Annotated in this window: 21 protein-coding genes; 10 read left to right on the top strand and 11 right to left on the bottom strand. The window is 59.1% G+C overall.

Annotated features, from left to right (window positions below):
• Positions 1-183 precede the first annotated feature (183 nt).
• Positions 184-1,281, bottom strand: a complete 1,098-nt coding sequence (locus ABYV89_RS04675; RefSeq protein ID WP_432821773.1) for an NAD(P)H-dependent flavin oxidoreductase — start codon at positions 1,279-1,281, stop codon at positions 184-186.
• A gap of 160 nt (positions 1,282-1,441) precedes the next feature.
• Between ABYV89_RS04675 and ABYV89_RS04670 the strand changes: the two genes are divergently transcribed.
• Positions 1,442-2,404 (top strand): sensor histidine kinase, encoded by a 963-nt coding sequence (locus tag ABYV89_RS04670; protein WP_432821772.1) that lies wholly within the window; start codon positions 1,442-1,444, stop codon positions 2,402-2,404.
• Positions 2,401-3,105, top strand: coding sequence for a response regulator transcription factor (locus ABYV89_RS04665; protein ID WP_432821771.1), 705 nt, complete (start codon positions 2,401-2,403; stop codon positions 3,103-3,105). The genes ABYV89_RS04670 and ABYV89_RS04665 overlap by 4 nt, the downstream gene beginning before the upstream one ends.
• A 27-nt stretch (positions 3,106-3,132) precedes the next feature.
• Here ABYV89_RS04665 and ABYV89_RS04660 read toward each other — a convergent pair whose 3' ends face one another.
• Positions 3,133-3,807, bottom strand: a complete 675-nt coding sequence (locus ABYV89_RS04660; protein WP_432821770.1) for an NAD(P)/FAD-dependent oxidoreductase — start codon at positions 3,805-3,807, stop codon at positions 3,133-3,135.
• A 74-nt stretch (positions 3,808-3,881) separates the two neighbouring features.
• Entirely contained in the window at positions 3,882-4,247 is a 366-nt protein-coding gene (locus tag ABYV89_RS04655) for a response regulator (protein WP_432821769.1), read from the bottom strand.
• A 191-nt stretch (positions 4,248-4,438) separates the two neighbouring features.
• Here ABYV89_RS04655 and ABYV89_RS04650 point away from each other — a divergent pair, with 191 nt between their 5' ends.
• Positions 4,439-4,702, top strand: a complete 264-nt coding sequence (locus tag ABYV89_RS04650) for a cytochrome c3 family protein (RefSeq protein ID WP_432821768.1) — start codon at positions 4,439-4,441, stop codon at positions 4,700-4,702.
• A 234-nt stretch (positions 4,703-4,936) separates the two neighbouring features.
• The gene (locus ABYV89_RS04645) at positions 4,937-5,317 is read left to right on the top strand and encodes a desulfoferrodoxin (protein ID WP_432821767.1); all 381 of its coding nucleotides are present in this window, start codon (positions 4,937-4,939) and stop codon (positions 5,315-5,317) included.
• Positions 5,318-5,394: 77 nt separating this feature from the next.
• On the opposite strand, the gene ABYV89_RS04640 is transcribed toward ABYV89_RS04645, so the two are convergent.
• Together ABYV89_RS04640 and ABYV89_RS04635 are read right to left on the bottom strand one after the other, a co-directional pair.
• Positions 5,395-5,760 (bottom strand): response regulator transcription factor, encoded by a 366-nt coding sequence (locus ABYV89_RS04640; protein ID WP_432821766.1) that lies wholly within the window; start codon positions 5,758-5,760, stop codon positions 5,395-5,397.
• On the bottom strand, positions 5,757-8,363 hold the full coding sequence (locus tag ABYV89_RS04635; protein WP_432821765.1) for an ATP-binding protein: 2,607 nt from the start codon (positions 8,361-8,363) through the stop codon (positions 5,757-5,759). The genes ABYV89_RS04640 and ABYV89_RS04635 overlap by 4 nt, the downstream gene beginning before the upstream one ends.
• Before the next feature lie 305 nt (positions 8,364-8,668).
• Between ABYV89_RS04635 and ABYV89_RS04630 the strand changes: the two genes are divergently transcribed.
• Complete coding sequence (locus tag ABYV89_RS04630; RefSeq protein WP_432821764.1) at positions 8,669-9,079, top strand: gamma-glutamylcyclotransferase family protein; 411 nt, start codon at positions 8,669-8,671, stop codon at positions 9,077-9,079.
• Positions 9,080-9,090: 11 nt separating this feature from the next.
• Here ABYV89_RS04630 and ABYV89_RS04625 read toward each other — a convergent pair whose 3' ends face one another.
• The 4 genes from ABYV89_RS04625 to ABYV89_RS04610 form a co-directional block, all read right to left on the bottom strand.
• A complete protein-coding gene (locus ABYV89_RS04625; RefSeq protein WP_432821763.1) occupies positions 9,091-9,792 on the bottom strand; it encodes a response regulator in 702 nt (233 codons plus the stop codon).
• A 204-nt stretch (positions 9,793-9,996) separates the two neighbouring features.
• Positions 9,997-10,425 carry an FKBP-type peptidyl-prolyl cis-trans isomerase gene (locus tag ABYV89_RS04620; protein ID WP_432821762.1) on the bottom strand — a complete coding sequence of 143 codons (429 nt, stop codon included), beginning with the start codon at positions 10,423-10,425 and terminating at the stop codon, positions 9,997-9,999.
• Positions 10,426-10,543: 118 nt separating this feature from the next.
• Positions 10,544-11,254, bottom strand: coding sequence for an FKBP-type peptidyl-prolyl cis-trans isomerase N-terminal domain-containing protein (locus tag ABYV89_RS04615; protein WP_432821761.1), 711 nt, complete (start codon positions 11,252-11,254; stop codon positions 10,544-10,546).
• Positions 11,255-11,318: 64 nt separating this feature from the next.
• Entirely contained in the window at positions 11,319-12,632 is a 1,314-nt protein-coding gene (locus tag ABYV89_RS04610) for a M48 family metallopeptidase (RefSeq protein WP_432821760.1), read from the bottom strand.
• Between the two features lie 131 nt (positions 12,633-12,763).
• On the opposite strand from ABYV89_RS04610, the gene ABYV89_RS04605 reads away from it, so the two are divergent.
• The 5 genes from ABYV89_RS04605 to ABYV89_RS04585 all read left to right on the top strand — a co-directional run bounded on the left by ABYV89_RS04605 (position 12,764) and on the right by ABYV89_RS04585 (position 19,383).
• The gene (locus ABYV89_RS04605) at positions 12,764-15,001 is read left to right on the top strand and encodes an ATP-binding protein (protein WP_432821759.1); all 2,238 of its coding nucleotides are present in this window, start codon (positions 12,764-12,766) and stop codon (positions 14,999-15,001) included.
• 11 nt (positions 15,002-15,012) lie between these two features.
• The gene (locus tag ABYV89_RS04600) at positions 15,013-15,828 is read left to right on the top strand and encodes a mechanosensitive ion channel family protein (protein ID WP_432821758.1); all 816 of its coding nucleotides are present in this window, start codon (positions 15,013-15,015) and stop codon (positions 15,826-15,828) included.
• 878 nt (positions 15,829-16,706) lie between these two features.
• Complete coding sequence (gene secF / locus ABYV89_RS04595; RefSeq protein WP_432821757.1) at positions 16,707-17,642, top strand: protein translocase subunit SecF; 936 nt, start codon at positions 16,707-16,709, stop codon at positions 17,640-17,642.
• Positions 17,639-18,424, top strand: coding sequence for a twin-arginine translocase subunit TatC (gene tatC, locus ABYV89_RS04590; protein ID WP_432821756.1), 786 nt, complete (start codon positions 17,639-17,641; stop codon positions 18,422-18,424). Before secF ends, tatC begins: the two co-directional genes overlap by 4 nt.
• Positions 18,421-19,383, top strand: coding sequence for a calcium/sodium antiporter (locus tag ABYV89_RS04585; protein ID WP_432821755.1), 963 nt, complete (start codon positions 18,421-18,423; stop codon positions 19,381-19,383). The genes tatC and ABYV89_RS04585 overlap by 4 nt, the downstream gene beginning before the upstream one ends.
• Before the next feature lie 6 nt (positions 19,384-19,389).
• Here the strand turns inward: ABYV89_RS04585 and ABYV89_RS04580 are convergent, their stop codons facing one another.
• A complete protein-coding gene (locus tag ABYV89_RS04580) occupies positions 19,390-19,704 on the bottom strand; it encodes a TonB family protein (protein WP_432821754.1) in 315 nt (104 codons plus the stop codon).
• 37 nt (positions 19,705-19,741) lie between these two features.
• Positions 19,742-21,223, bottom strand: a complete 1,482-nt coding sequence (locus ABYV89_RS04575) for a B12-binding domain-containing radical SAM protein (RefSeq protein WP_432821753.1) — start codon at positions 21,221-21,223, stop codon at positions 19,742-19,744.
• Positions 21,224-21,600: the final 377 nt, after the last annotated feature.

Raw genomic sequence — 21,600 nt, 5'->3', positions numbered from 1 at the left:
TCATGAAAACTCCCTTCGAGAGGCACTTCTTGCCGGTTTCCTGCAAATTTCCAGATATTAACGCAGATCAGCACAGGATGACAAGATTTTAGGGGGATCCTTTTTCTTTGCCGACGACGAAAAACGTGAAGGCGGACCCTGGGGCCCGCCTCCGGCAATCTGATCTATGTAAGGGTGTTCGCTTCAGGTATCCACACCGCCATTATCGTGGTCGACGGTGTCGACAGCAAAGAGTTCGTTGAAAACTTCCTGCACCGTCTCGATGCGGTTGGCCTTCCAGGCGTTGGTGCCGCAGAAGACCAGGCCGGTTTCGACATCGCCGCGCTGGGCCCGGTCGAGGGCGTGAACGATACAGAAGCGCTCCTGCCCGGTCTTGTAGGCGCACTTCTTGAGGCACCCGGACGGGCAGCGCACGTTCATGCTGACATCGCGCTGGCGGATCTTGTCGAAATTCTTCAGGATGGCCCGTCCCGGCAGGCCGGCCGGGCTCATCATCAGGCCGATATCTTCCTGGCGGCAGTCGAGGTACATCTGCTTGAAGGCGTCGGAGGCGTCGCACTCCTTGGTGCAGACGAAGCGGCTGGCCATCTGCACACCGTCGGCGCCCTGCTCGAGGGCATGCAGCAGGTCGGCCCGGTCCCAGACGCCGCCGGCGGCAATCACCGGAATATCGAGGTTCCAGGTTTCCTTAAAGTAGGCCTTGACCCCGCGCACCGTGGCATACTGGTCGTAGTCGCCGCTGCCGATATTCTCCATTTTTTCGCCGAGATGGCCGCCGGCGGTATCCGGGTCTTCGACCACCACCGCATCCGGCAGCCGATTGAAGCCCCGGTGCCATTTCTTGGCGATCAGTTCAGCGGCCTTGACCGAGGAGACGATGGGCACCAGGGCGACATCGGGGAAATCGGCGGTGAGCGCGGGGAGGTTGAGCGGCAGGCCGGCGCCGCTGACAATGACCTTGGCGCCCCCTTCGCAGGAAGCCCGCACGATTTCATCGTAATTGGTCACCGCCACCATGCAGTTGGTGCCGACCACGCCGTCGGGAGCGATGGCGTAGGCCTTGCGGAGTTCATCCTTCAGCGCCAGCGGATCGGCGGTAAAGAAATTTTTGCCGTCGTAGTGGGGGCTGTTCAGCCCAAGGCCGGCGGTGGCGATCAGGCCGATGCCGCCGCAGAGGGCGACGTGACCGGCCAGGCCGGAGGCCGAAATGCGGACGCCCATCCCGCCCTGAATGAGCGGATAACGGACGGTGTATTTGCCTATGGTCAGGGGTGAAACCATATTGAACTCCTTGCTGCCAGGATGTTGCACTGCGAACTGTAGGTAGTCATCGAATATTCGAATCTTACCAAAAAACGAGCGAAGCTATTGTAACAATACTGTAAAACCCGCCTCGACAATTCCCTTGTTCGAGCCGCTTCCGGCATGGTAAACAGGAGCCATGAAAGATCTCAAACGCCTCATCAATCCGCTTTTCGCACTTATCGGCATCCAGCTGCTCTGGGTCGTGGTGGTAGTTTTCTGGATCGCCTGGTTCATGAAGAGCCACCTCAAGCTGCGGGCGATGGCTGAGAAATACAGCCCCGAACTGCTGCAGGTGGGTACCGACTGGTTCATCCTGGCCGAAGGCATTCTGCTGCTCTGCGCCATTCTGGCCGGCGTTTACGTCATCTTCCTCTACTGGCAGCGGCAGGCTGCCCTGTACCGGGCGCAGCACAACTTCATCGCCCAGGTCACCCATGAACTCAAGTCGCCCCTCGCCTCGCTGCAGCTGCACCTGGAAACCATTCGACGGCGGCGCCCGTCAGCGGAAAAGATGTCGACCTTTATCGACACCATGCTGGGCGACACCGACCGGCTTGACACCCTGATCAACAACCTGCTGTCGGCCCAGCGCCTGGAGCAGAAAGGACTCAAACTGACCCTCAGCCGCGACAACCTGTCGGAGTGCGTCAGCGGCTACTTCCGCCATCGCCAGTTCGCCCTGCCGAAAGCCGGCAAGATGAGCCTCGACATCGAACCGGGTCTGTACGCCGACATCGACACCGAGGCCCTGGAGACCGTTTTTCGCAACCTGCTGGAAAACGCCATTCTCTATTCCACCGGCGCCCCCAATATCCAGGTCCGGCTGGCCCGAAAAGGCAAGCAAGCCGACCTGACATTCTCTGACCGCGGCAAGGGAATCGACAAAAAAGAGCAGAAGAAGGTCTTTCACATGTTCTACCGGGTCAAGCATCCGGGCGAAACCATCCGCGGCTCGGGGCTCGGCCTGTTCATCATCCGCGCTATCATCCGCCTGCACCGGGGCAAGGTCTGGCTCACCAGCGAAGGGCGCGGCAAAGGGACCAGTGTGCACATCATTCTGCCCCTCAAACCGGGACCGAACAGGGAAAAGCTGCCATGAAACCCCACCTGCTGCTGGTCGAGGACGAACCGGGCATCGCCCGTGGCCTGGTTTTCAACCTGGAAGAGGAGGGGTTCAAGGTAACCCATGTGGAAACCGGAGAAGAGGCCCTGGATCTGGTCTGGGACGAGCATTTCGACCTGGTGATTCTCGACGTCATGCTGCCGGGCATCAGCGGCCTGGAGGTCTGTCAGAAAATCCGCCGCCACGATTCGCGGCTGCCGGTCATCATGCTGACCGCCCGCAGCGAAGAGCAGGACAGGATCGACGGGCTGGCCACCGGGGCCGACGACTACCTGACCAAACCGTTCAGCCTCGACGAATTCATGCTGCGGGTCAAGGGGATGCTGCGCCGTTCTGAATGGTACCGCCCCGGCAGCGGACTGGGTCGAAGCTACCGATTCGGCAGCAACGAGGTGAACCTGAAGGAGCAAAAAGCCATGACGGCGCGGGGGGAGCTTCCGCTGACCGAACTCGAGGTGCGGATGCTGCGCACCTTCTTTCGGCACGAGGGCGAAACCCTGTCAAGGGCCGAACTGCTCGCCGCGGTCTGGGGCATGGCGCCCGACACCGAAACCCGCACGCTCGACAACTTCATCGTCCGCATGCGCAAGTACTTTGAAGCCGACCCCTCCAAACCGGCCCACTTTCTCACGTTACGGGGTCGCGGCTACCGGTTCTCCCGCCGCGGCAGCCAATAAAAAAGGGGAGCCGAAGCTCCCCTGCGGTCAATCCTTGAGACCGTTCAGGACTTCGTCCCGGAACGCCTCGAAGCCGACATCGTCGATGTACTTGCCAAGCCGGCCGCGCTTATCCTTGGCCTTGAACCACTGGACCAGATGATCGACGATCTTCAGGGCCTCTTCATCGGTCGACACATTCTCGACCAGCTTGTAAGAAAGCCGCGGCCGGCTGCCGCCGTTGCCGCCGACCATCACGTTCCAGCCCTTGGGGGCGCCGATCAGCCCCACGTCTTTGATGCAGCCCTCGCCGCAGTCGTTGGGGCAGCCGGAAACCCCCATCTTGAACTTCCAGGGCAGTTCCAGGCCATGATACCGCCGGTCCATCTCCAGGCCGACTTCCACCGAATTCTGCTGGCCGCGTTTGCAGAAGGTGGTGCCGGGGCAGATCTTGACCGAACGGACGCACATGCCGATCGCGGCACCGGGCTTCTCCCCCAGCTCTTCCCAGATCTCGTCAAGCCTGCTTTCCTCGAGACCGACAATGGCGATGCGCTGGGCGCTGGTCAGTTTCAGCGCTTGCGCACCGAACTTTTCCGCGATATCGGCTATCTTGCGCAACTGGGCTGGCGACGTAATACCGCCGGGGATATGCGGAGCTATCGCGTAGGTTTCCTTGTCCCGCTGGATGATAGCACCTTTTTCCAGGATGTCCTTCTTCATTCACAAACCTCCAGGTGTTCAGCTGGCGCCTTGGCACAAACGCGGCGCCGCCAATTATTTCAGGCCATTCTCTGTTAATTCAGGAGTCGCTCGACATGTTCGACCAGGGCGGTCAGCCTGAAAGGCTTGGCCATGTAGCCTTCCGCGCCGACCTCTTCCGACCGCCGTTTTTCGGATTCCTGGCTCTTGGCGGTGAGAACCAGCACCGGGCAGGCGCAAGTGACCGGATTGGATCTAAGGATTTCAATGGTCTGAAAACCGTCCATCCCGCCCGGCATCATGACATCCATGATGATCAGGTCGGGAGACTCGGATAGTGCCACCTCGATCGCCCGTTCACCGCTTTCCACCGCAAGAATCCGGCGGCCGTCTTTTTTAAGCGCGATTTCAACCAGTTGCCGGATATTAGGCTGATCATCCACCACCATGATCGTCTTCATCGTGCAACCTTTCTCGAATATAGCGAACCCGGAAGAAATACTAATACAAAGCGCAAGCAGGCGACAAGATTTTTATTATTTATGGAACAAAACCCAGGCGCAGACTCCAATTTTTTCTTGACATACACTAATAGATTCACTAGATTTAACGCCGCCTAACAAACATTCTCTTTCAAGGAGGCTTTTCCACCATGAAAAAACTGCTGGTCGTTGTCATGCTCGCCGCCATTGCCGCTGCACCTGCTTTCGCCGCCGACGTTTACACCTACGAAGGCAAAGGCGTCGTCACCTTCAACCACAAGGGGCACGCCGACACGCTCGGTTGCGAAGCCTGTCATCAGGGCGAGCCCGCCAAAATCGAATTGACCAAAGACTCCGCCCATAAGGAAGCCTGCAAAGACTGCCATGCGGCAAAAGGCGGCCCCACCAAGTGCACTGAGTGCCACGTGAAATAATGGCATAACTGCGAAACCGCTCTGAAAAAGGCCCCGGCTTCGGGGCCTTTTTTATTCCGTATCAATCACAAGCAGATCCCGACTGTTGCAAAGCCCTTCATGCGTGATAGAATTCATTCGCCCTTTTAATCCCAATTGGCCTGACCAATATCCATTCAAAGCGAAACTGGGCCTGATCATCGACTCGCGTCCAGGTTTTTGCTAACGCAACAATCACATGACACGGAGGAACGGATGCCCAAACAACTCGAAATCTACAAATGTTCGGTCTGCGGCAACATCGTCGAAGTACTGCATGCCGGTGCCGGCGAACTGGTCTGCTGCGGTCAGCCGATGCAGCTGCTGACGGAGAATACCGTTGACGCCGCCAAGGAAAAGCATGTCCCCGTTATCGAAATGGGCGCAAACTCAATCACCGTCAAGGTCGGCAGCGTTGCCCACCCGATGGAAGAAAAGCACTACATCGAATGGATCGAGCTGATTGCCGACGGCAAGGTCTATCGTCAGTTCCTCAAGCCGGGGGGCAAGCCTGAAGCCACCTTCGCCATCACCGCCAAACAGGTTACCGCCCGCGAATTCTGCAACCTTCACGGGCACTGGTCGGCCAAGGCCTGAACCCGGGGCAGCAGATAAAAAAAAGCCGGGGGCTCACCTAGAGCCCCCGGCTTTTTCCGTTGCAGTCAGCCATCGCCTCAGGAAAGAAAATCGGCGACCTTCTTCTGCAGCTCACGCATATCAAAGGGCTTGCCGAGATAATCGTCGGCCCCCGCGTCAAACGCCGCCAGCCGATCCTGCTCCTGCACCTTGGCCGTCATGGCGATAATGGCGCAGCCGCACGTCTGCGGGTCGCTCTTAAGGATTTTTGTGGTCTGGTAGCCGTCCATCCCCCCCGGCATCATCACGTCCAGCAGAATCACGTCGGGCCGTTCGGCACGGGCGAGCGTGATCGCCTCTTCGCCACTGTCGGCGCACAGCAGCACCCGGTCTTCAGACTGCAGAATGATTTTCAGCAGTTTCTTGACATCGGGCTGGTCATCGACAATAAGGATTTTCTTCACTGAGCCCCTCCTGTTTCTTCATGCCCCCTGCTGAGCAAAGATCTATCGCAAAACACCTCCAGGGGAAGAACAAAAAAGACGGTCGTCCCCTTCCCTTTTTCACTTTCCAGCCAGATGTCGCCGCCATGGGCCTCGATGATGTTCTTGGTAATGGTCATGCCAAGCCCCAGTCCTTCGACCGCGGTATTTGAAGCATCCACGCGAAAAAAACTTTCAAAAATTCGCCCACATTGCTCCGGGGTCATCCCGATCCCCGGATCGGCAACGGATAATTGGTAGCGTCCCTCGCTCAAATCGCCTGCAATCCGTATCACACCGCCTTCCGGAGAGTATTTTACCGCATTGCTGACGAGATTTTCGAAAACCTGCACCATTTTCTTCGGATCGACACATATTTCTTCGGGCTCAGGGGGCAGGCAAATCTCGAAATCATACCCGGCGGCCATGTTCCGGTAGGGGGTGACGACCTTCTCGACCAGGCTTCGAATCTTACACAAGGACTTCTCAAGCGGGATTTTTCGCCCGGCCTGGATCCGCCCGAGGTCGAGAAGATCATCAACGATCCGGGCCAGGTGCTCGGCCTTTTCAGATATATGACCAAGCAACTCCAGCTGCAGTTTCGGGTCGGTGATTCCGTATTGTTCCTGATGCAGCAGAATCTCGGAAAACCCGAGCACCGAGGTCAGGGGGGTCCGCAATTCGTGGGCGGCCGTCGAAATAAATTCATCCTTCATGCGATCGAACGCACGTTCGCGGGTCACATCACGCAAGATGGTAATGACCCCCGTATTTTCCCCATCCTTGCCGAGCAGCAGCGAAGAACGGGCCTGCAGGGTCGAGATCCTGTCCCGGAACTCATCCGGCAGGCCTATCTCGTCAAAGAAAAACTCGTGGTTCCCGGCACGAACGGCGTCAAAATGCCCTTTCAGGGCCGGAATGTCAATAGGGTCGCCCACCGGCCGGCCCTTGATTCCAAGCATTGTTTCCGCCTGCGGGTTGATCAGCAGGACCCGGCGGTTCAGGTCGGTGACAATCAGGCCTTCGGCCATCGACCGGATAATCGTTTCTATTTTTTCGCGCGCCTCCCGCGCTTCAGCCAGAGCCTGCGTGAGCCTCCGTTCCGCCTCTTTGCGGCCGGTGATGTCGAGAATCGACCCGACCACCCCGGCGAAGCTGCCGTCACTCCGGCAATAGGCCGCCTTGTGAAAAAGGACGTCGCAGGTTCTGCCGTCTGCAACCGTCATGAGACCTTCGAAAACCTGGACCCCGCCCCGTTGCAGCAGCGCCTGGTCCGAGTCCTGATACCGCAACGCCTGCACGGCCGGAAACAGGTCATGCACCGTCTTGCCGATGATCGCCTGCCTGGTCTGGCCGATGAATTTTTCTCCGGCGGCATTGCAGCCCGCATAACGCCCTTCGACGTCCTTGTAATAAATCGGCAAGGGGATGGCATCGATCAGGGTTTGCAGCAGCCAGGAGTGCTCCCGCAGGACGGCCTCATTTTTTTTGCGGGAGCGGAGAGTCAGCAGCAACAGGGCCATGATGACGAGCGCCGCCAAGCCGAGGGCAGCGGCCAGCCAGAAAAGTTCTTTGCTGATTGCGTAAAACGAGGTGGGCTGATTGATTAAAGAGCTGCCTGCGGGAAGACGGGAGAAATCGACTCCGAACCGCTTCAATTCGTTGTAGTCAAACAGATACTGGTTGGCATCGTTGCTGATAACGGGAATGGCCTCGGCAGGTTCGCCGCGCAGAACACGCAGCACCAGTTGCCCGGCCAGGGCTCCCTGCTGGTGAGCACTGATCAGCTTGCCGCCGACAACCCCCTGTCCAAGGTCTGATTCCCAAAGGCTGTAGAGGGGAACCGGGGACGCCTGCCGGATGCGACTGACGCTCTCTGACAGGAGTGGCACCACCCCCCTTTCATAGGTCACAATACTGCTAAGCAGAACGATCTGGCCCGATGTCAGCCCAGCCAACCTGGCCGTCAGCTCCTCAACCTCCAGATTGTCCCAGAACGAAAACCGGACTCTATTCTCAAACTCTGGCAGGTACGATAAAATTCGCTCTTTCGTCAGCCGACCGGTCAACTCCAGGGTATTGCCGATCACGATAACTTCTTCGGTTTCGGGATGAAGCTCCAGCGCCACCTGGAGCGTACCGCGAACCGAGGTTACTTCGGCGATCCCGGTAATCCCATCGAGACCGGAAATCATCGCCGGCTGGTAATTATTGAGGCCGCAAAACACGATGGGAACACCGCGAAACAGGTCGCGCCGATGCTTCAGGGCAAAACTGAAGGCATCATTGTCGGAAACGAGAACGAGGTGGAAAGAGAGCCCGGCCAGCTTGTAGGGCAAGACTACCTCGAGGATACGGTCCAGGTATTCTTCGCTGTGATAGCGCTTGGTGTCCATGTATTCGACATGGAGGCGTATATTTTCCCCGGAGCGGCCCAGCACTTCTTCCACACCGGCCATCAGGCCGGCGGTCCATGGGTAGCCAGGGTCGTAGGAGTGAAGGATCAGGACGCGTTTCTGCTCTGCTGCCGCCGCCCCCGCCCCGAACAGGACCAAAGCAACGGCCATCCAGACAGAAAACCACAAGCCGCCCCTTGAACGGCTGAAACCGCGGCACCGAAGGGCACTCTCCGCGCCTATTGTGTTCATCCCCTGCTCACCATAGTAACCGCACGGCAACCCAACAGCGCACCAGAGAAAATACATTGTGACCATATCTAACAATAGAACGTTGTTGTAAATTTACAATCACAACAACATTAAAAACCCGACCAGTCACCTCAGGATGACGTGTAGCAGGTATCCTGACTGCGGGCTTTCATGTATCATAAAAATCGTCTATCGCGACCAGCAAAGCAACAAATAACCCGGCAAATGCCCCGAGGAGGACGATGCCCGCGTCTCAGCTTCCAGTTTTCGTCTATGGGACCCTGCGGCCCGGCCAGGCAAACTACCTGCGACTTCTGGCCGGAAAAACGGTGCGAGAAGTGTCCGCAAGCTGCCGAGGCCGCCTGTACTACGTCACGGAGGGGGATTACCCTTATCTTGAACCCGGCGAGGGGACGGTGACCGGCGAACTGCTGACCCTGGCGACTGCAGACTACGAAAACATCCTGGGAGCACTGGACCGGTTGGAAGAATATGCGCCGCACAATGAAGAGAGCAGCGACTACCTGCGCCGCAGGACAATAGTGACCCTGGCCGATGGTACGCAGACGCAAGCCTGGGTCTATTTCTGGAACTGTCCGGATATCAGCGGAGAATCGATTCGGAGCGGGGATTTCTTGAACAGGGGCAAATAAAGCCGGCGGTGTCAGGAAGCCGCTTCGAGGTGAACCCGAACGGCGCGCATAACCGTCTCGGGGGGATCGACGAACTGAACGCCCATCCCCGCCGGGAGGCCGGGACTTTTCATCCACTCAGGGTGGTTCACCCAGGCCACCCGGCCGCGACAGGTCAGCGGGGCAGCCTCGGGGAGCAGGTGCAGTTCCAGTCCGACCAGGGTATCCACCGGAAGCGGCCTCGACGTCTCGATGAAAAGTCCACCGCCATTGACGTTTAAGGCGACCCCGTCGTGATAAACCGGCGGGGTCAGGCCGAACTGCAGGGAAAACCGGGCATTGACCCTGGGGGTCGCCCGCTCGACGATCCGCAGCAGGCGGCAGACCGTGTCGATGACCTGGGTTTCATCAAAGGGAGCAGATATCTGGCTGTCGCAGCCGGAGGACTTGACACGCGCCAGGTCCCGTTCGTGGCCCGGGCGAACAACCAGGGCGACGGGAGTGGCCCGCAGGAAGGGATCACCCTTGATCTGACGGCAGCAGTCATCGCCGCGCAGCTCCTCCATATCCAGCCCGAGGATCACCAGCAGCGGGTCTTTTTCTTCGACGAGCGCAAACGCCCTGGCGCCATTACCGCACGCCAAAAATTCAAACCCCTGCTGGCGCAGGAAGGAATTTTCGAGAATACGGCGCAGTTCGGGCAGATCAGGCAGCAGGATGAGCTTCTTGAGCATCGGAGATCCCCCTTGGCAACGGCCTTTCGGCAAGAACCATCAATTGCCCGGACGAGCAGCTGACGCCTGTAAGTTTTGCAAAAAGGCGGCCAAAAGCAAGCGGCCCGTTCCACCGCATGCAACGGGGACCGGGCCGCCATATGAAAACACCGTCCGGGCAGCAGGCGACAAGAACTGTCACCGGGCCCCGTCAGATAGAGGAACTCAGCCAATCTCCAGCAGGTTGATTTCGAAGGTCAGCTCGCGACCGGCCAGGGGATGATTGGCGTCCAGGGTGACCATCGTTTCGGTGAGCGCCGAGATCAACACGGCAAAGGGCTCCCCATCCCCCTTGGTCAGTTCGAGGTGATTGCCGACCACCAGCTCGAGGTGCGCCGGCACATCCTTGCGATCCACTTCGGCCACCATTTCCGGCCGATGCGGACCGTAGGCCTGTTCGGCCGGAAGGGTAACGGTTTTCGACTCGCCGGGCTGCATGCCGATCACCGCCTGTTCGAAGCCGTAAATGACCTCCTTGCGGCCGATGGTGAATTCGAGGGGCGCCTGCCCTTCGGAGGTATCGAAGACCGACCCGTCCTCCAGCCTGCCGGTGTAGAAAACTTTTACCGCATCCCCTTTTTTTGCTTCTGCCATGATTCCGTTCCTTTCGCTGGCCCTGTGCCCTCACGGTGACCACAGACATCAGAAAGCCGCCAGCACCGCGGTACGCAGATGCTGGCGGCCCTGTGGTCGCATCGACAAGCAGACTGGATTACTGCTGAATCGAGATCAGTTCCACTTCGAAAACCAGGGTCGAATTGGGGGAGATGACCGGTCCCGCGCCGCGCTCGCCGTAAGCCAGCGAAGCAGGGATGACGAGCTGCCACTTGGCCCCTTCCTTCATCAGCTGCAGGGCCTCGGTCCAGCCGGCGATCACTCCGCCGACCGGGAAGGTGGCCGGTTCGCCGCGCTGGTAGGAGCTGTCGAATTCCTCGCCGTTGATCAGGGTACCGCGGTAGTTGACGGTTACCGTATCTTCCTTGCCCGGGGTCTTGCCGGCCCCCTCGGTAAGAACCTTGTACTGCAGACCGCTGGGGAGGGTGACCACCCCTTCTTTCTTGGCATTTTCAGCCAGGAAGGCTTCGCCCTCCTGCTGATTCTTCTCGGCCAGCACCTTGCCCTCGGTTTCCTGCTTGGCCATCATCTCCTGCTGAAATTCCATCAGGGTCGTCTGGGCTTCTTCTTCGGTCATCAGGGTCTGGCCGCCGGCCAGCATGTCCTTGATTCCCTGGGCGAGAATATCCGGGTCGATGTCGAGCTCCTGTCGGGAGAAATCCCGTCCGATGCTCATGCCGATCCCGTAGCTGACCTTATCTTTGCTGCTGGTCAGTTCAACTTTTTTAACTTCGACCTTCTTCTCTTCAGCCGTACAACCGACGGCCAACAGGAGAACCGCCAGAACCGCGCCAACAATCTGTTTCATGAAAAAATCCTTTCGCAGGGGGGAAATAGTAAGTTTCAATTTGTACTCCCACACAGTAACGGTGTCAAGGGGGCAAATCACCAGATCGGACTGCGCAGGTCCGCAGCTGCTGTACCCGCTGCACGACCGGAGGATGGGAAAAGTAAAAGGCCGCGTACCAGGGATGCGGGTGCAGGTTGGCGAGATTGTCGCGAGAGAGCTTGACCAGTCCGGAGGCCAAATCACCGGGCGTATCATGCAGCTCGCAGGCATAGCGGTCGGCCTGCCACTCGTCGCGGCGGGAGAGCCAGCTGCCCAAGGGAGTGAAGGGGAAGGCGGCCAGGCGGCCAAGAAACGAGAGGAGCACCCACTGGGCCGCGAAGGAGGTCTGCTCCAGCCCGAACAATGCCGGCAGCCCGTCCCATTCGATCAGGCGATAGGCGAGATAGAAAACGCCCAGCGCCAGTAGCTCGGTTTTGACCAGGCGCTTGAAGATGTGCCGTTTTTTCCAGTGACCGACTTCGTGGGCCAGAATCGCGAGAACTTCACCCGTCTCCAGTTGTTCAAGCAGGGTGTCGAACAGCACGATCCGCTTGACCCGGCCGATGCCGGTAAAATAGGCGTTCGAGTGGCGGCTGCGGCGGGAGGCGTCGACCTGGTAGACCTTCCCGGCCGAAAGGGAGGCCCGCTCCATCAGGGCGCGCACCGCCTCTTCAAGCCCTTCTTTTTTCACCGGCTCGAAGCGGAAGAAGATCGGCTCGATCACGTAAGGAGAAATGAACATCAGAAAGAGCGTGAACAGGACGAACAGCAGCCAGCCCCAGAACCACCAACCGGTCGGGCTGACCGACACCAGCCAGAGACCGCCCCCCAGCAGCAGACCGAGCAGGAGAACCGAAATCAGCACCCCCTTGACCAAGTCACCGGCCCAGAGACCGAGGGTCTGGGTGTTGAAGCCGTACTCTTTTTCGATGTGGAAGTTGCGATAGAGACTGAACGGGATGTCAATCAGGGTCTTGGCCAGCAGCAGACAGAGGAAAAACAGCACCCCGCCGATGACCGGAGAATCGGTCAGCCCGCCGATCCAGCGATCGTAAACCGGCAGCAGGCCGGCAAAAACGAAGATCAGCAGCAGGGCGCTGTCGACCAGCGACTCGACCAGCCCGAGCCGGCTCTGGGCCAGGGTGTAGGCCGAGGTTTTCTGCAGGGTTGCCGCATCGACGGCCTGCTCGAACCCCGCCGGCACACTGTTGCCGTGACGCTTGAGGTGGCCCAGGTTGAGGCCCCGCAGCAAGTAGCCGGCCAGCAGGGTGAACAGATAGGAGAATAAAAGAATTGTCGGCATGGCCGCCATGATAACCGATTCGGCCGAATGGGTCGAGTCTTCTTCGCACCGCATTCGATCGCCTGAGGCGTCGGCAGTTTGGTCATTAGGTCAAAGATTTCAGTTCAATAAGCCGTAACTTGAGTTATTATTTAGTTCGGGCAGCGATTGCCGCCGCCGTCATCGCATTTTAACGGAGCCTCCCAATGCCCCTGAATCGCCCCGAGCCGTCCGCCAGCCTGTCCAGACCCCAGGCCCCGGCCCTTGATACCTTCGCCGTGACCCTTGATGAGGCTGCTGCCAAAACCCTCGAACAGTGCCGGGCCGATTCGACAGTTCTGCTTGACACCATGACCCTGGCCGTTGACACCCTGAAGGAAAGCCTGCAAAAAAGCCGCTCGCAGCTGGCCGGCTCTTTTGCACTGGCGCGCGAAAAGGCCGCCGAAAATGTATCGGAAACCGCCGAACGGCTGCAAACGGAACTGGACGCCCAGCGCTTTTGGCTGCTGAAAAAAGTACAGCCCCAGTTCGACCAGCAAATGAAATCATGGGCACCTGACAAAAAACCGGTGCTGGGGCTGCTGGAAAAGATGGCCGAAAGCGCCCGGGCGGCAGCCACCGCCCTTCCCGACCAGCAGGATCCGCCCGAGACCTCTTTGGAGTCGGCCGGCCAGATCCTGCTGGGGAGGCTGAACCGTCATCTTCGCGATCTTTCCGGGCTGGGCGAACCGCCAGAGAGCAGCCCCAGAAGCCGTGCCTGCCAGGCCCTGCCTTCGACGGAATCATTGCAGCGCAACCCCCTGGTGACTGAGCATGTCGAACTCGCAGCCGACCTGGAAGCGAAAGCATCTGACATCTGGTCGAGCCTGCGCTTTCATTTCCAGGTCGCCAACGAAGAGCTTGACCTGCTGCGGGCCGAACCTGCCGGCGACACGCCTCCAGATATCGACGCCATTCTCCACGAAGCCGAACAACTCGCGCTCGGCGTCCTCGAGGCCGCCGCCGACCAGCTCAGCGCCCAGGCACAGCCGCTGAAAGATTTCTGGGGCGGCCTCTGCGACCGCCTGCAGCAGCATGGAACGGGCTTCTGCCAATCGCTCTGCGACGCATTGGCCGACCAGCGGGGGGATAAACCAGGACCATGGCTCGAAATCCGCAAGACAATCCGGCAGCAGGGCGACGAACTGCGCCGGAGGATTCTCGGCAACCAGGGGGGCGAAGGGCCGATGAGCCTGCGCTCCCTGTCCAAGACCATGCTCGGTAGCCTGCAGGGTGCGATTCAGACGGAAGCGGGGCAGCAGGAGAAACTGCTGCGCCTCACCGACCTGCCGTCAGCCGTCGAAATACTGAAACGAACCGAGACGTTTCCCCATCTCTACCGCCGCATGTTCACCCTCGGTCCGCTGAAAAACCGCGAGTTCATGGTCGCCCGCGACGAAAACCTGAAGACCCTGGACAACCTGTACAAACGCTGGGAGGATGGCAAAGCCTGCTGCCTGGCCGTGATCGGCCCGGAAGGGAGCGGCAAGACCTCGCTGGCCAACTGCTTTGCCAGCGAATACGGGGCGAGGGGCAACCTGCTGCGGTTCGAGATCAAGCAGCGGCTGCGCTCGGAACAGGAGGTCGTCGACCTCTTCCGCCAATGGTTCGCCATCGAGGCGCCGACCGATTCCCTCGACGCCCTGGTTCAGCAGCTGCTGGCCCGCCCGCGCGGAATGCTGATGGTCGAGGGGGGGCACAACCTCGCGCTGCGGGTAGTCGGCGGCGGCCGCGCCGCGGAAGTCTTTTTCTACCTGGTCCTGGCCACCCGCCGACATTTTCTCTGGCTGATCACGTTTCGCAAAATCCCCTGGACCCGGATGGACTACCAGTTCGGCATCAGCCGTTTTTTCACCCACCAGATCCCGACTCTGCTGGCCGACCAGCAGGAAATCCGCCAGGCCTTGATGCTGCGGCAGCGCATATCCGGCTACCCCCTGGCCTTTCTGGGCGAGCCGGCCGCCGGAGGCGATAATCCCGCCGCCGAGGATGAAAAAAACCGGCAGGAGCTTTTTTTTCGCGAACTCTTTGCCGCCAGCGGCGGCAACCTCGAAGCGGCCCTCTACTACTGGCTGCTGTGCCTCGATTACGATCCTGGGCAGAAACGCTTTGCCGCCTGCCACCTGGGAAAGATCGAGTTTTCCTTTCTGCGCAGCCTCGAGCGCGACCAGCTCTTCGCCCTCGCCGAAGTGCTCGGCCACGGCGGCCTGACCGCCGGCGAGCACAGTGAAATTTTTCACTGCGACCTGCTCCACAGCCGCCTGCGGCTCGACTTCCTGAGCAGCCTGGGGCTGCTGCTGGCCGCAGCAAATGGCGGTGACCAGGAACCGATCGCCTATCGGCTCAACCCCGTTTACTACGCCCCGGTCACCAGCACCCTCGAATCGATGCACATCCTTTACTGAAAGAGACTGTCATGCAAGAAGGGACTCTGCAAACCATCGTCGAACAATTCTCTTTCCTTCGCCTGCTGCTGGCCGCGCTCTTCTTTCTGGCGACCTGGGGATTCACTCACCTGCTGCGGATGGGCACCGAAAAGCTGAAAGACAAATTCGGCCGGCACCGGCTGCTGATCGCAAGTGTCTATCCGGTTCTGCGGCTATTGATCTGGGTCGGCGCCGCCGCCTTCATCATCTTCGCCATCTTCAACCCGACGCTGAACACCATCATTACCATCAGCGCCTCGGCCGGCCTCGCTCTCGGCCTGGGGGCCCAGGACCTGATCAAAAACGTCATCGCCGGCATCCTGATCCTGCTCGACCGCCCGTTCCGGGTCGGCGACATGATCCAGGTCGGCGACCACTACGGCGAAGTGACCAACATCGGCCTGCGTTCCATCCGCCTGCAGACCTTCGGCGACAGCACCGTCACCCTGCCCAACGCCATGGTCCTCGGCCAGGCCATCTCCAACTCCAACTCGGGCGCCCTCGACGAAATGGTCGAAGTCCACTTCAGCCTGCCGGCCCATCTCGACATCCAGCAGATCAGGGGGCTGGCCTACGAATCGGCCGCCAGTTCGCCCTATGTCTTTCTCAAAAAACCGATCAAAGTAATGATCGAAGACCGGTTCGACCGCACCTTTCTGACCCGCCTCACGGTCAAGGCCTACGTCCTCGATATCCGCTACGAGCGGATGCTGGCCAGCGACATCAGCCAGCGCTTCAAACAAGCCCTGCTTGACCGCCAACTGCTGTCGGAACAGACCGTGCTCGGCATTCTCGCGTCAGCATGATGCGGCTGAACTTTCCCGCCCCCCCTCGGCTGCGTCGAAACAAGCGCTCAACCGCGAAGAGTGCGCTCGCTCGGTGCCAAGCGCGGCAGCTAGGAGCCTGTGACGGCCTGGGATAATGCTGAAATAAATGGATCTGGACTTTTGTTCCGCTGCTGCTTTACAATACGGACTGGTTTTTAACGAGCAACAACTCGCCAAAAAAAGAAAGCTCGCAACATGCCAGGCCAGGCGCATTTACGGTACCGCCTCTTACGCCGTTCCCTCGTGTGGACATGCCTGTTCCTTGCCCTCTCCTCGTTCCTCGGCTCAACCATTGCTCCCGCAGACCACCATTTTTCCTATCGATGCGATAGCCTTGCTGCCCCCACGGCCTCGACGGAATGGGGAGCGGCCACCCTTCAGAAATTCAAATCAGCCGGCCCCTTTTTAGACGCATTTTCTGCTCCCCCCCCAGGCGGGACCGCAATTGTCAGCCACTATCTTCCGACACCGCCCGCGGTCCGCAGAGAGGGTCCTCCTCTGCGCCTCTTCGCCGCATGGCAGTCTCCTTTTCTCCCCCGGCCTCCGCCACACGTTTAACCTTCTGAAATCTTGACTAATCGTCTGCCTACCCTGGGCGCCTTGGCGCTCGCGTTTAGAAGATTGTCTGCAAGGTTTCAGCACCCGTCCAGTTCTCTCGATAACTAACTCAAAACGTAGAAGCCGCCCTCACGGGACCCGTGCCTGTTTCCGCCGTCCGTGCACAGAATCCAGGCACCGAGCGGGTTGTCGGCACGTTGGCAAAACGGCACTCATGGACGAGTATCGCAACACCCCCTATTTTCAACTTTCCGCTGGGCGGCTGCATTGCCGCCCCAGTATCTGTCCGGAGACAAACCATGCAAATCATCAAACCCAATAGTAATTTCGATTTCGTCAGTAAAAACCGGATCGCCGTCATCGTCTCCGTCGTGGTAATTCTCGCCGGACTACTCTCGCTGACACTTAAGGGCGGACCCCAGTACGGCGTCGACTTTTCCGGCGGCACCCTCATCCAGGTCCGTTTCTCCATCCCGATGCAGGCGGCGCAGATCAAGGACGGCCTGGCCGGACTCGACCTGGGACCGCTCACGGTACAGCAATTCGGCGACACCACGAATGAGTTCCTGATCCGGGCACAAAAGGTCGAAGAGCAAGCAACGCAGTTTTCACAAAAGATCGAACAGACCCTCAAAAACAGAACGGGCGACGAGCAACTTGACATCCTGCGCAGCGAGATGGTCGGCCCCCAGGTCGGCAAGGATCTGCGTTCCAAGGGGCTCCTTTCCCTGCTGTACGCCATGCTCGGAACGCTGGTCTATATCTCCTGGCGTTTCGAGTATCGCTACGGGGTGGCGGCCATGGTCGCGCTGGGTCACGACGTGCTGGTCACCTTGGGTCTCTTTTCCCTTTTCGACAAGGAGATCGACCTGACAATCGTTGCGGCTTTTCTCACCATCATCGGATATTCGCTCAACGACACCATCATCATTTTCGACCGCCTCCGTGAAAACATCGGCCGGCACGGCGGCGAGACCTTTCCGCAAACAGTCAACCGCAGCATCAACGAGACCCTCTCGCGCACCATCCTGACCTCGGGCACCACCCTGCTGGTGGTGGTGGCCCTGTTTGCCTTTGGCGGCGGGGTGATCCACAATTTTGCCTTCGCCCTGCTGGTGGGGATCGTTGCCGGCACCTATTCGACCGTCTTCGTCGCCAGTGCCCTGATCCTGTTCTGGGAAAAACATCGCCCCGTACTGACCAGGGCGCCTCGGCCCGCAGGAGAAAAGCCATGAGCGAAGAACGGCTGTCGCCGATAGCCTGCCTGGAAGTGTTGCGCAAAAGCCTGATGATTGCCGGCGGCACCTGGCTGATTGCCTTTTTCTGCCTGTACGGTTTTTCTGCGCGGTTTTTTTTCTGGCTCGCCGCACCGCTGCAGAAGCTGCTGCCGCAAGGAAGCTCACTGGTCTTTCTTAGCGCCACCGAACCGTTCTTCACTTACCTTATGCTGGCAGCCGGTGCGGCCCTGGTGGTTGCCCTGCCGGTGATTCTCTGGCAGGCCTGGACCCTGATCGTTTCCTGCCAGAAACGCGCGGGAAAAGCGCTCGGCCTGATCTTTATCATGGGGAGCTTTGCCTCCTTCCTGGCCGGTTCCTACCTGGGATTTCGCTATGTATTCCCGGTCATTTTTTCGGTTTTGATTCACTTCGGACTCGATGCCGGCGACATCGATGCGATGCTTTCGATGGGCGACTACCTGTCTCTCGCCATGAAGATGATGCTCGCCTTCGGCCTGGTCTTCGAACTGCCGGTCCTGATGATCGTCCTGACCCGGCTGGGCCTGACGGACAGTCGGTGGTTCGCCACCAAGCGCAAATACATGCTGATCGTCGCCTTCGTCTTTGGCGCCGTTATCACCCCCGGGCCGGATGTGCTTTCCCAGAGTTCGATAGCCATCCCCTTTGTTATACTCTACGAGGTCGGCACTCTAGGTGCCCGGCTGACGGAGAAGAAGCAACGCTCCGGGGAAGACGCGCCCCCCGTAGATGCACCTCAACCTGGAGAACAGACATTATGATGGTTCCATTTATTGCCCTGCTGTTCGGCCTGGCTCTTCTGGTCTGGAGTGCCGACCGGTTCGTCGACGGCTCCGCTGCGGTGGCCCGCCATTTCGGCATGCCGCCGTTGCTGATCGGCATGGTGGTCGTCGGCTTCGGCACCTCGGCCCCGGAGATGGTCGTTTCAGCCATTGCCTCAGCCCAGAACAACCCGGGCATCGCCCTCGGCAATGCCTATGGGTCGAACATCACCAATATCGCGCTGATTCTGGGGATAACGGCCCTGATCAGTCCTATCGCCGTCCATTCGCAGGTACTGCGCAAAGAACTGCCGATCCTCGCCGCGGTTACCGCCCTGGCCGCCTTTCAGCTTTGGGACGGCGAACTCAGCCGCAACGATGCGATGGTTCTGCTGGCGGTCTTTGCCGGGCTGATGATCTGGACGATCGCGCAGGGCTTAACAAAAAAGACGGACCCGTTTGGAACCGAAATGGAGCAGGAACTCCAGGCCCAGACCGTGCCGGTTGGCCGGGCGATTTTCTGGCTCATCGGTGGCCTGCTCTTGCTGATCGTCAGTTCCCGCATTCTGGTCTGGGGGGCGGTTAAGATCGCCCATGGTTTCGGAGTGAGCGACCTGATTATCGGCCTGACGATTGTCGCCGTGGGCACTTCCCTGCCCGAGTTGGCTTCATCGGTGATTGCGACGCGCAAAGGCGAGCACGACATCGCCCTGGGTAACATCCTCGGCTCCAATCTCTTCAACACCCTCGCCGTGGTCGGCATCGCCGGGGTGATCCGTCCCATGGCGATCGCGCCCGAAGTCTTCTCACGGGACCTGCTGACCATGGGGCTGCTCACACTGTCCCTGTTCGCCATCGGCTTCGGTTTTCGCGGCCCCGGCCGCATCAATCGGCTAGAAGGCGCAGCTCTTTTGGCCAGCTATGTCGGCTACACGTATTATCTTGTGATGTGGAAATAAGGATCTTCAGGGTCCAGACCATAGCCGGAATGATATCGGCAACAGGGCGCGACAAGGCACCTGGACCCCGTGGTGAACGGCCGGAAGGAACTGGGCATTTTTCACCGCCTGAAGTGCAGCTTCGTCAAAACCGTTGCCCCTCGGTTTTAGTCCTTCCGCGCTACGCAGAGAACCGGCGCGATCAGGTTTGAGCAGGAGCAGGAGCAGGACCTGTCCTGACGCCCTATTTTCGTCGACAAGAGAACGGCCCCAGCATCCCCTCGAAAAAACCGGCGGCCTCAAAGAGTGGTGCGCAGCGGCCGCAAAACCTTGCCGGCACATTTCTTCGACACCGTGATTTTAAAGGATCGAGGGGGCTTCATTTCAATATATAACGTTCGCAGATGATTCGAAAATGGTAGCCGTAAATCGCCAGGGTAAGGGCATGAGAAAATAACCTGGGGCGTTTGAACAGGGCCCAAAGCATGACCTTCCAGAAACACAGTCGCTCCTTGCCCAGGATCCCGAGGCGGTAAATGGAATGGAATAACGCCATTTTGTGCCCAAGGCTCATCACTGAGCGAACCTTGGGAGGGCGGTATTCCCACAAAAAGGACTTGAGCCGCCGATAGTAATTTTCAGGCGCATAAATGGTCCGCAGAATGCTCTTGTACCCCTCCTGCAGGGTTTCCAGGTTCATGGCTGGAATGATGTTGGTTGAAATACTGACGTTATCCCCGGTCCCGTCTGAAACCAGCCGGCCTTCCCGTTGCATGCGCTCGTAAAGTCGCGTCCCCGGAATGGCTTGCAGCAGGCCGACCATGGCGGTGACAATCCCGCTTTTCTGGATAAAATCGATCTGTCTCTGAAAAATGGCTGGAGTATCGCTGTCGAAGCCGACGATGAAACCACCCTGCACCTGCAACCCGGCCCGCTGCAGGCGTTTGACATCCTCAACCAGGTTGCGGCTCTGGTTCTGATGCTTGCCCGATTCGGCGAGGCTGGCCTCGTTGGGTGTTTCGATGCCGATAAAGACCGTGTCGAAACCGGCCTCGACCATCAATTCCGCCAGTTGCGGGTCATCGGCCAGATTGATGGAGGCTTCGGTGTAAAACGACAGCCCGCCCCGGGTCTTTTGCCAGGCGATCAGAGCGGGCAAAAGCTCCGTCTTGAGCTGTTTTTTATTGCCGATGAAATTGTCGTCGACAAAGAAAACGCTCCCCCGCCAACCTTGCGTGTAGAGACCGTCGAGTTCGGCAAGAACCTGGTCGGTCCCCTTGGTGCGGGGCCGGTGACCAAAGAGTGCCGTCACGTTGCAGAATTCGCACTGAAAGGGACAGCCACGCGAATACTGCAAACTCATGGCGGCATAACGGCGCATCTGCGCCAATGACCACAAGGGGACGGGCGATTTCCGGATATCGGCGAATTCGGCGGTCGCATAGACGCGCTTGGCCTGGCCCTGGGCCAAGTCGGCCAGAAAGGGCGGCAGGGTCAACTCCCCTTCATTCAGCACGAAATGGTCGACCGCCTCGAACTGCCCATACTCGCTGGTAAACAGCGGTCCGCCGGCAATGATCCGGACCCCGGCGGCGCGGCACCGGGCGATGACGCTACGGGCCGCCTCCCTTTGCACCAGCATGGCGCTGACAAAGACGGCATCGGCCCAGCTCAGATCTCTGTCGGTAAGCCGGGCAACGTTGAGGTCAACCAGCCTTTTGTTCCACTGCGGGGGGAGCAATGCGGCAATCGTGAGGAGTCCCAGCGGCGGCGAGGAAGCTCGCTTGTGGGCTAACTTCAAGGCATGCTTGAAACTCCAGAAGGTATCGGGAAACTCGGGATAAATCAAAAGAACATTCATTTGGCTGACCTCAGCGGCATCTCCCCAAGCATATCAAGAAACAGCAGTTCTTCAATTCCGCCAGGAGATCTCCTCCGGCGGGACGGGCCTCGTTTTCAGGTCGTTTTTTGCTCCCGGTGATGCCAACAGGGCCGCTGCCCGCCCTCACAGTCAACAGTGACTGGTAAAGGCGTTATAGCCAGTATGGCGAGCCTGAACACGCCTGAGCAGAAAGCTGCCATCGCAATCCGTTGACTTTTTCCTGCGCCCGGATCAATGTGAAATTGTTGCGTTTGCGGAGGGGTCAATGAACGCGAAGGGCAAGAATCAGATTTCAGAGGGATGATGAACCGCTGTCGCCGATTTAGGGCGGCCGGCGGTTTTCTTTTTTCAGCGGC

It is taken from the genome of Trichloromonas sp. (assembly GCF_041583255.1).
GTDB lineage: Bacteria > Desulfobacterota > Desulfuromonadia > Desulfuromonadales > Trichloromonadaceae > Trichloromonas.
Note: the sequence above shows the minus strand (reverse complement) of the source record. Positions and strands in the feature narration are given on the sequence as shown.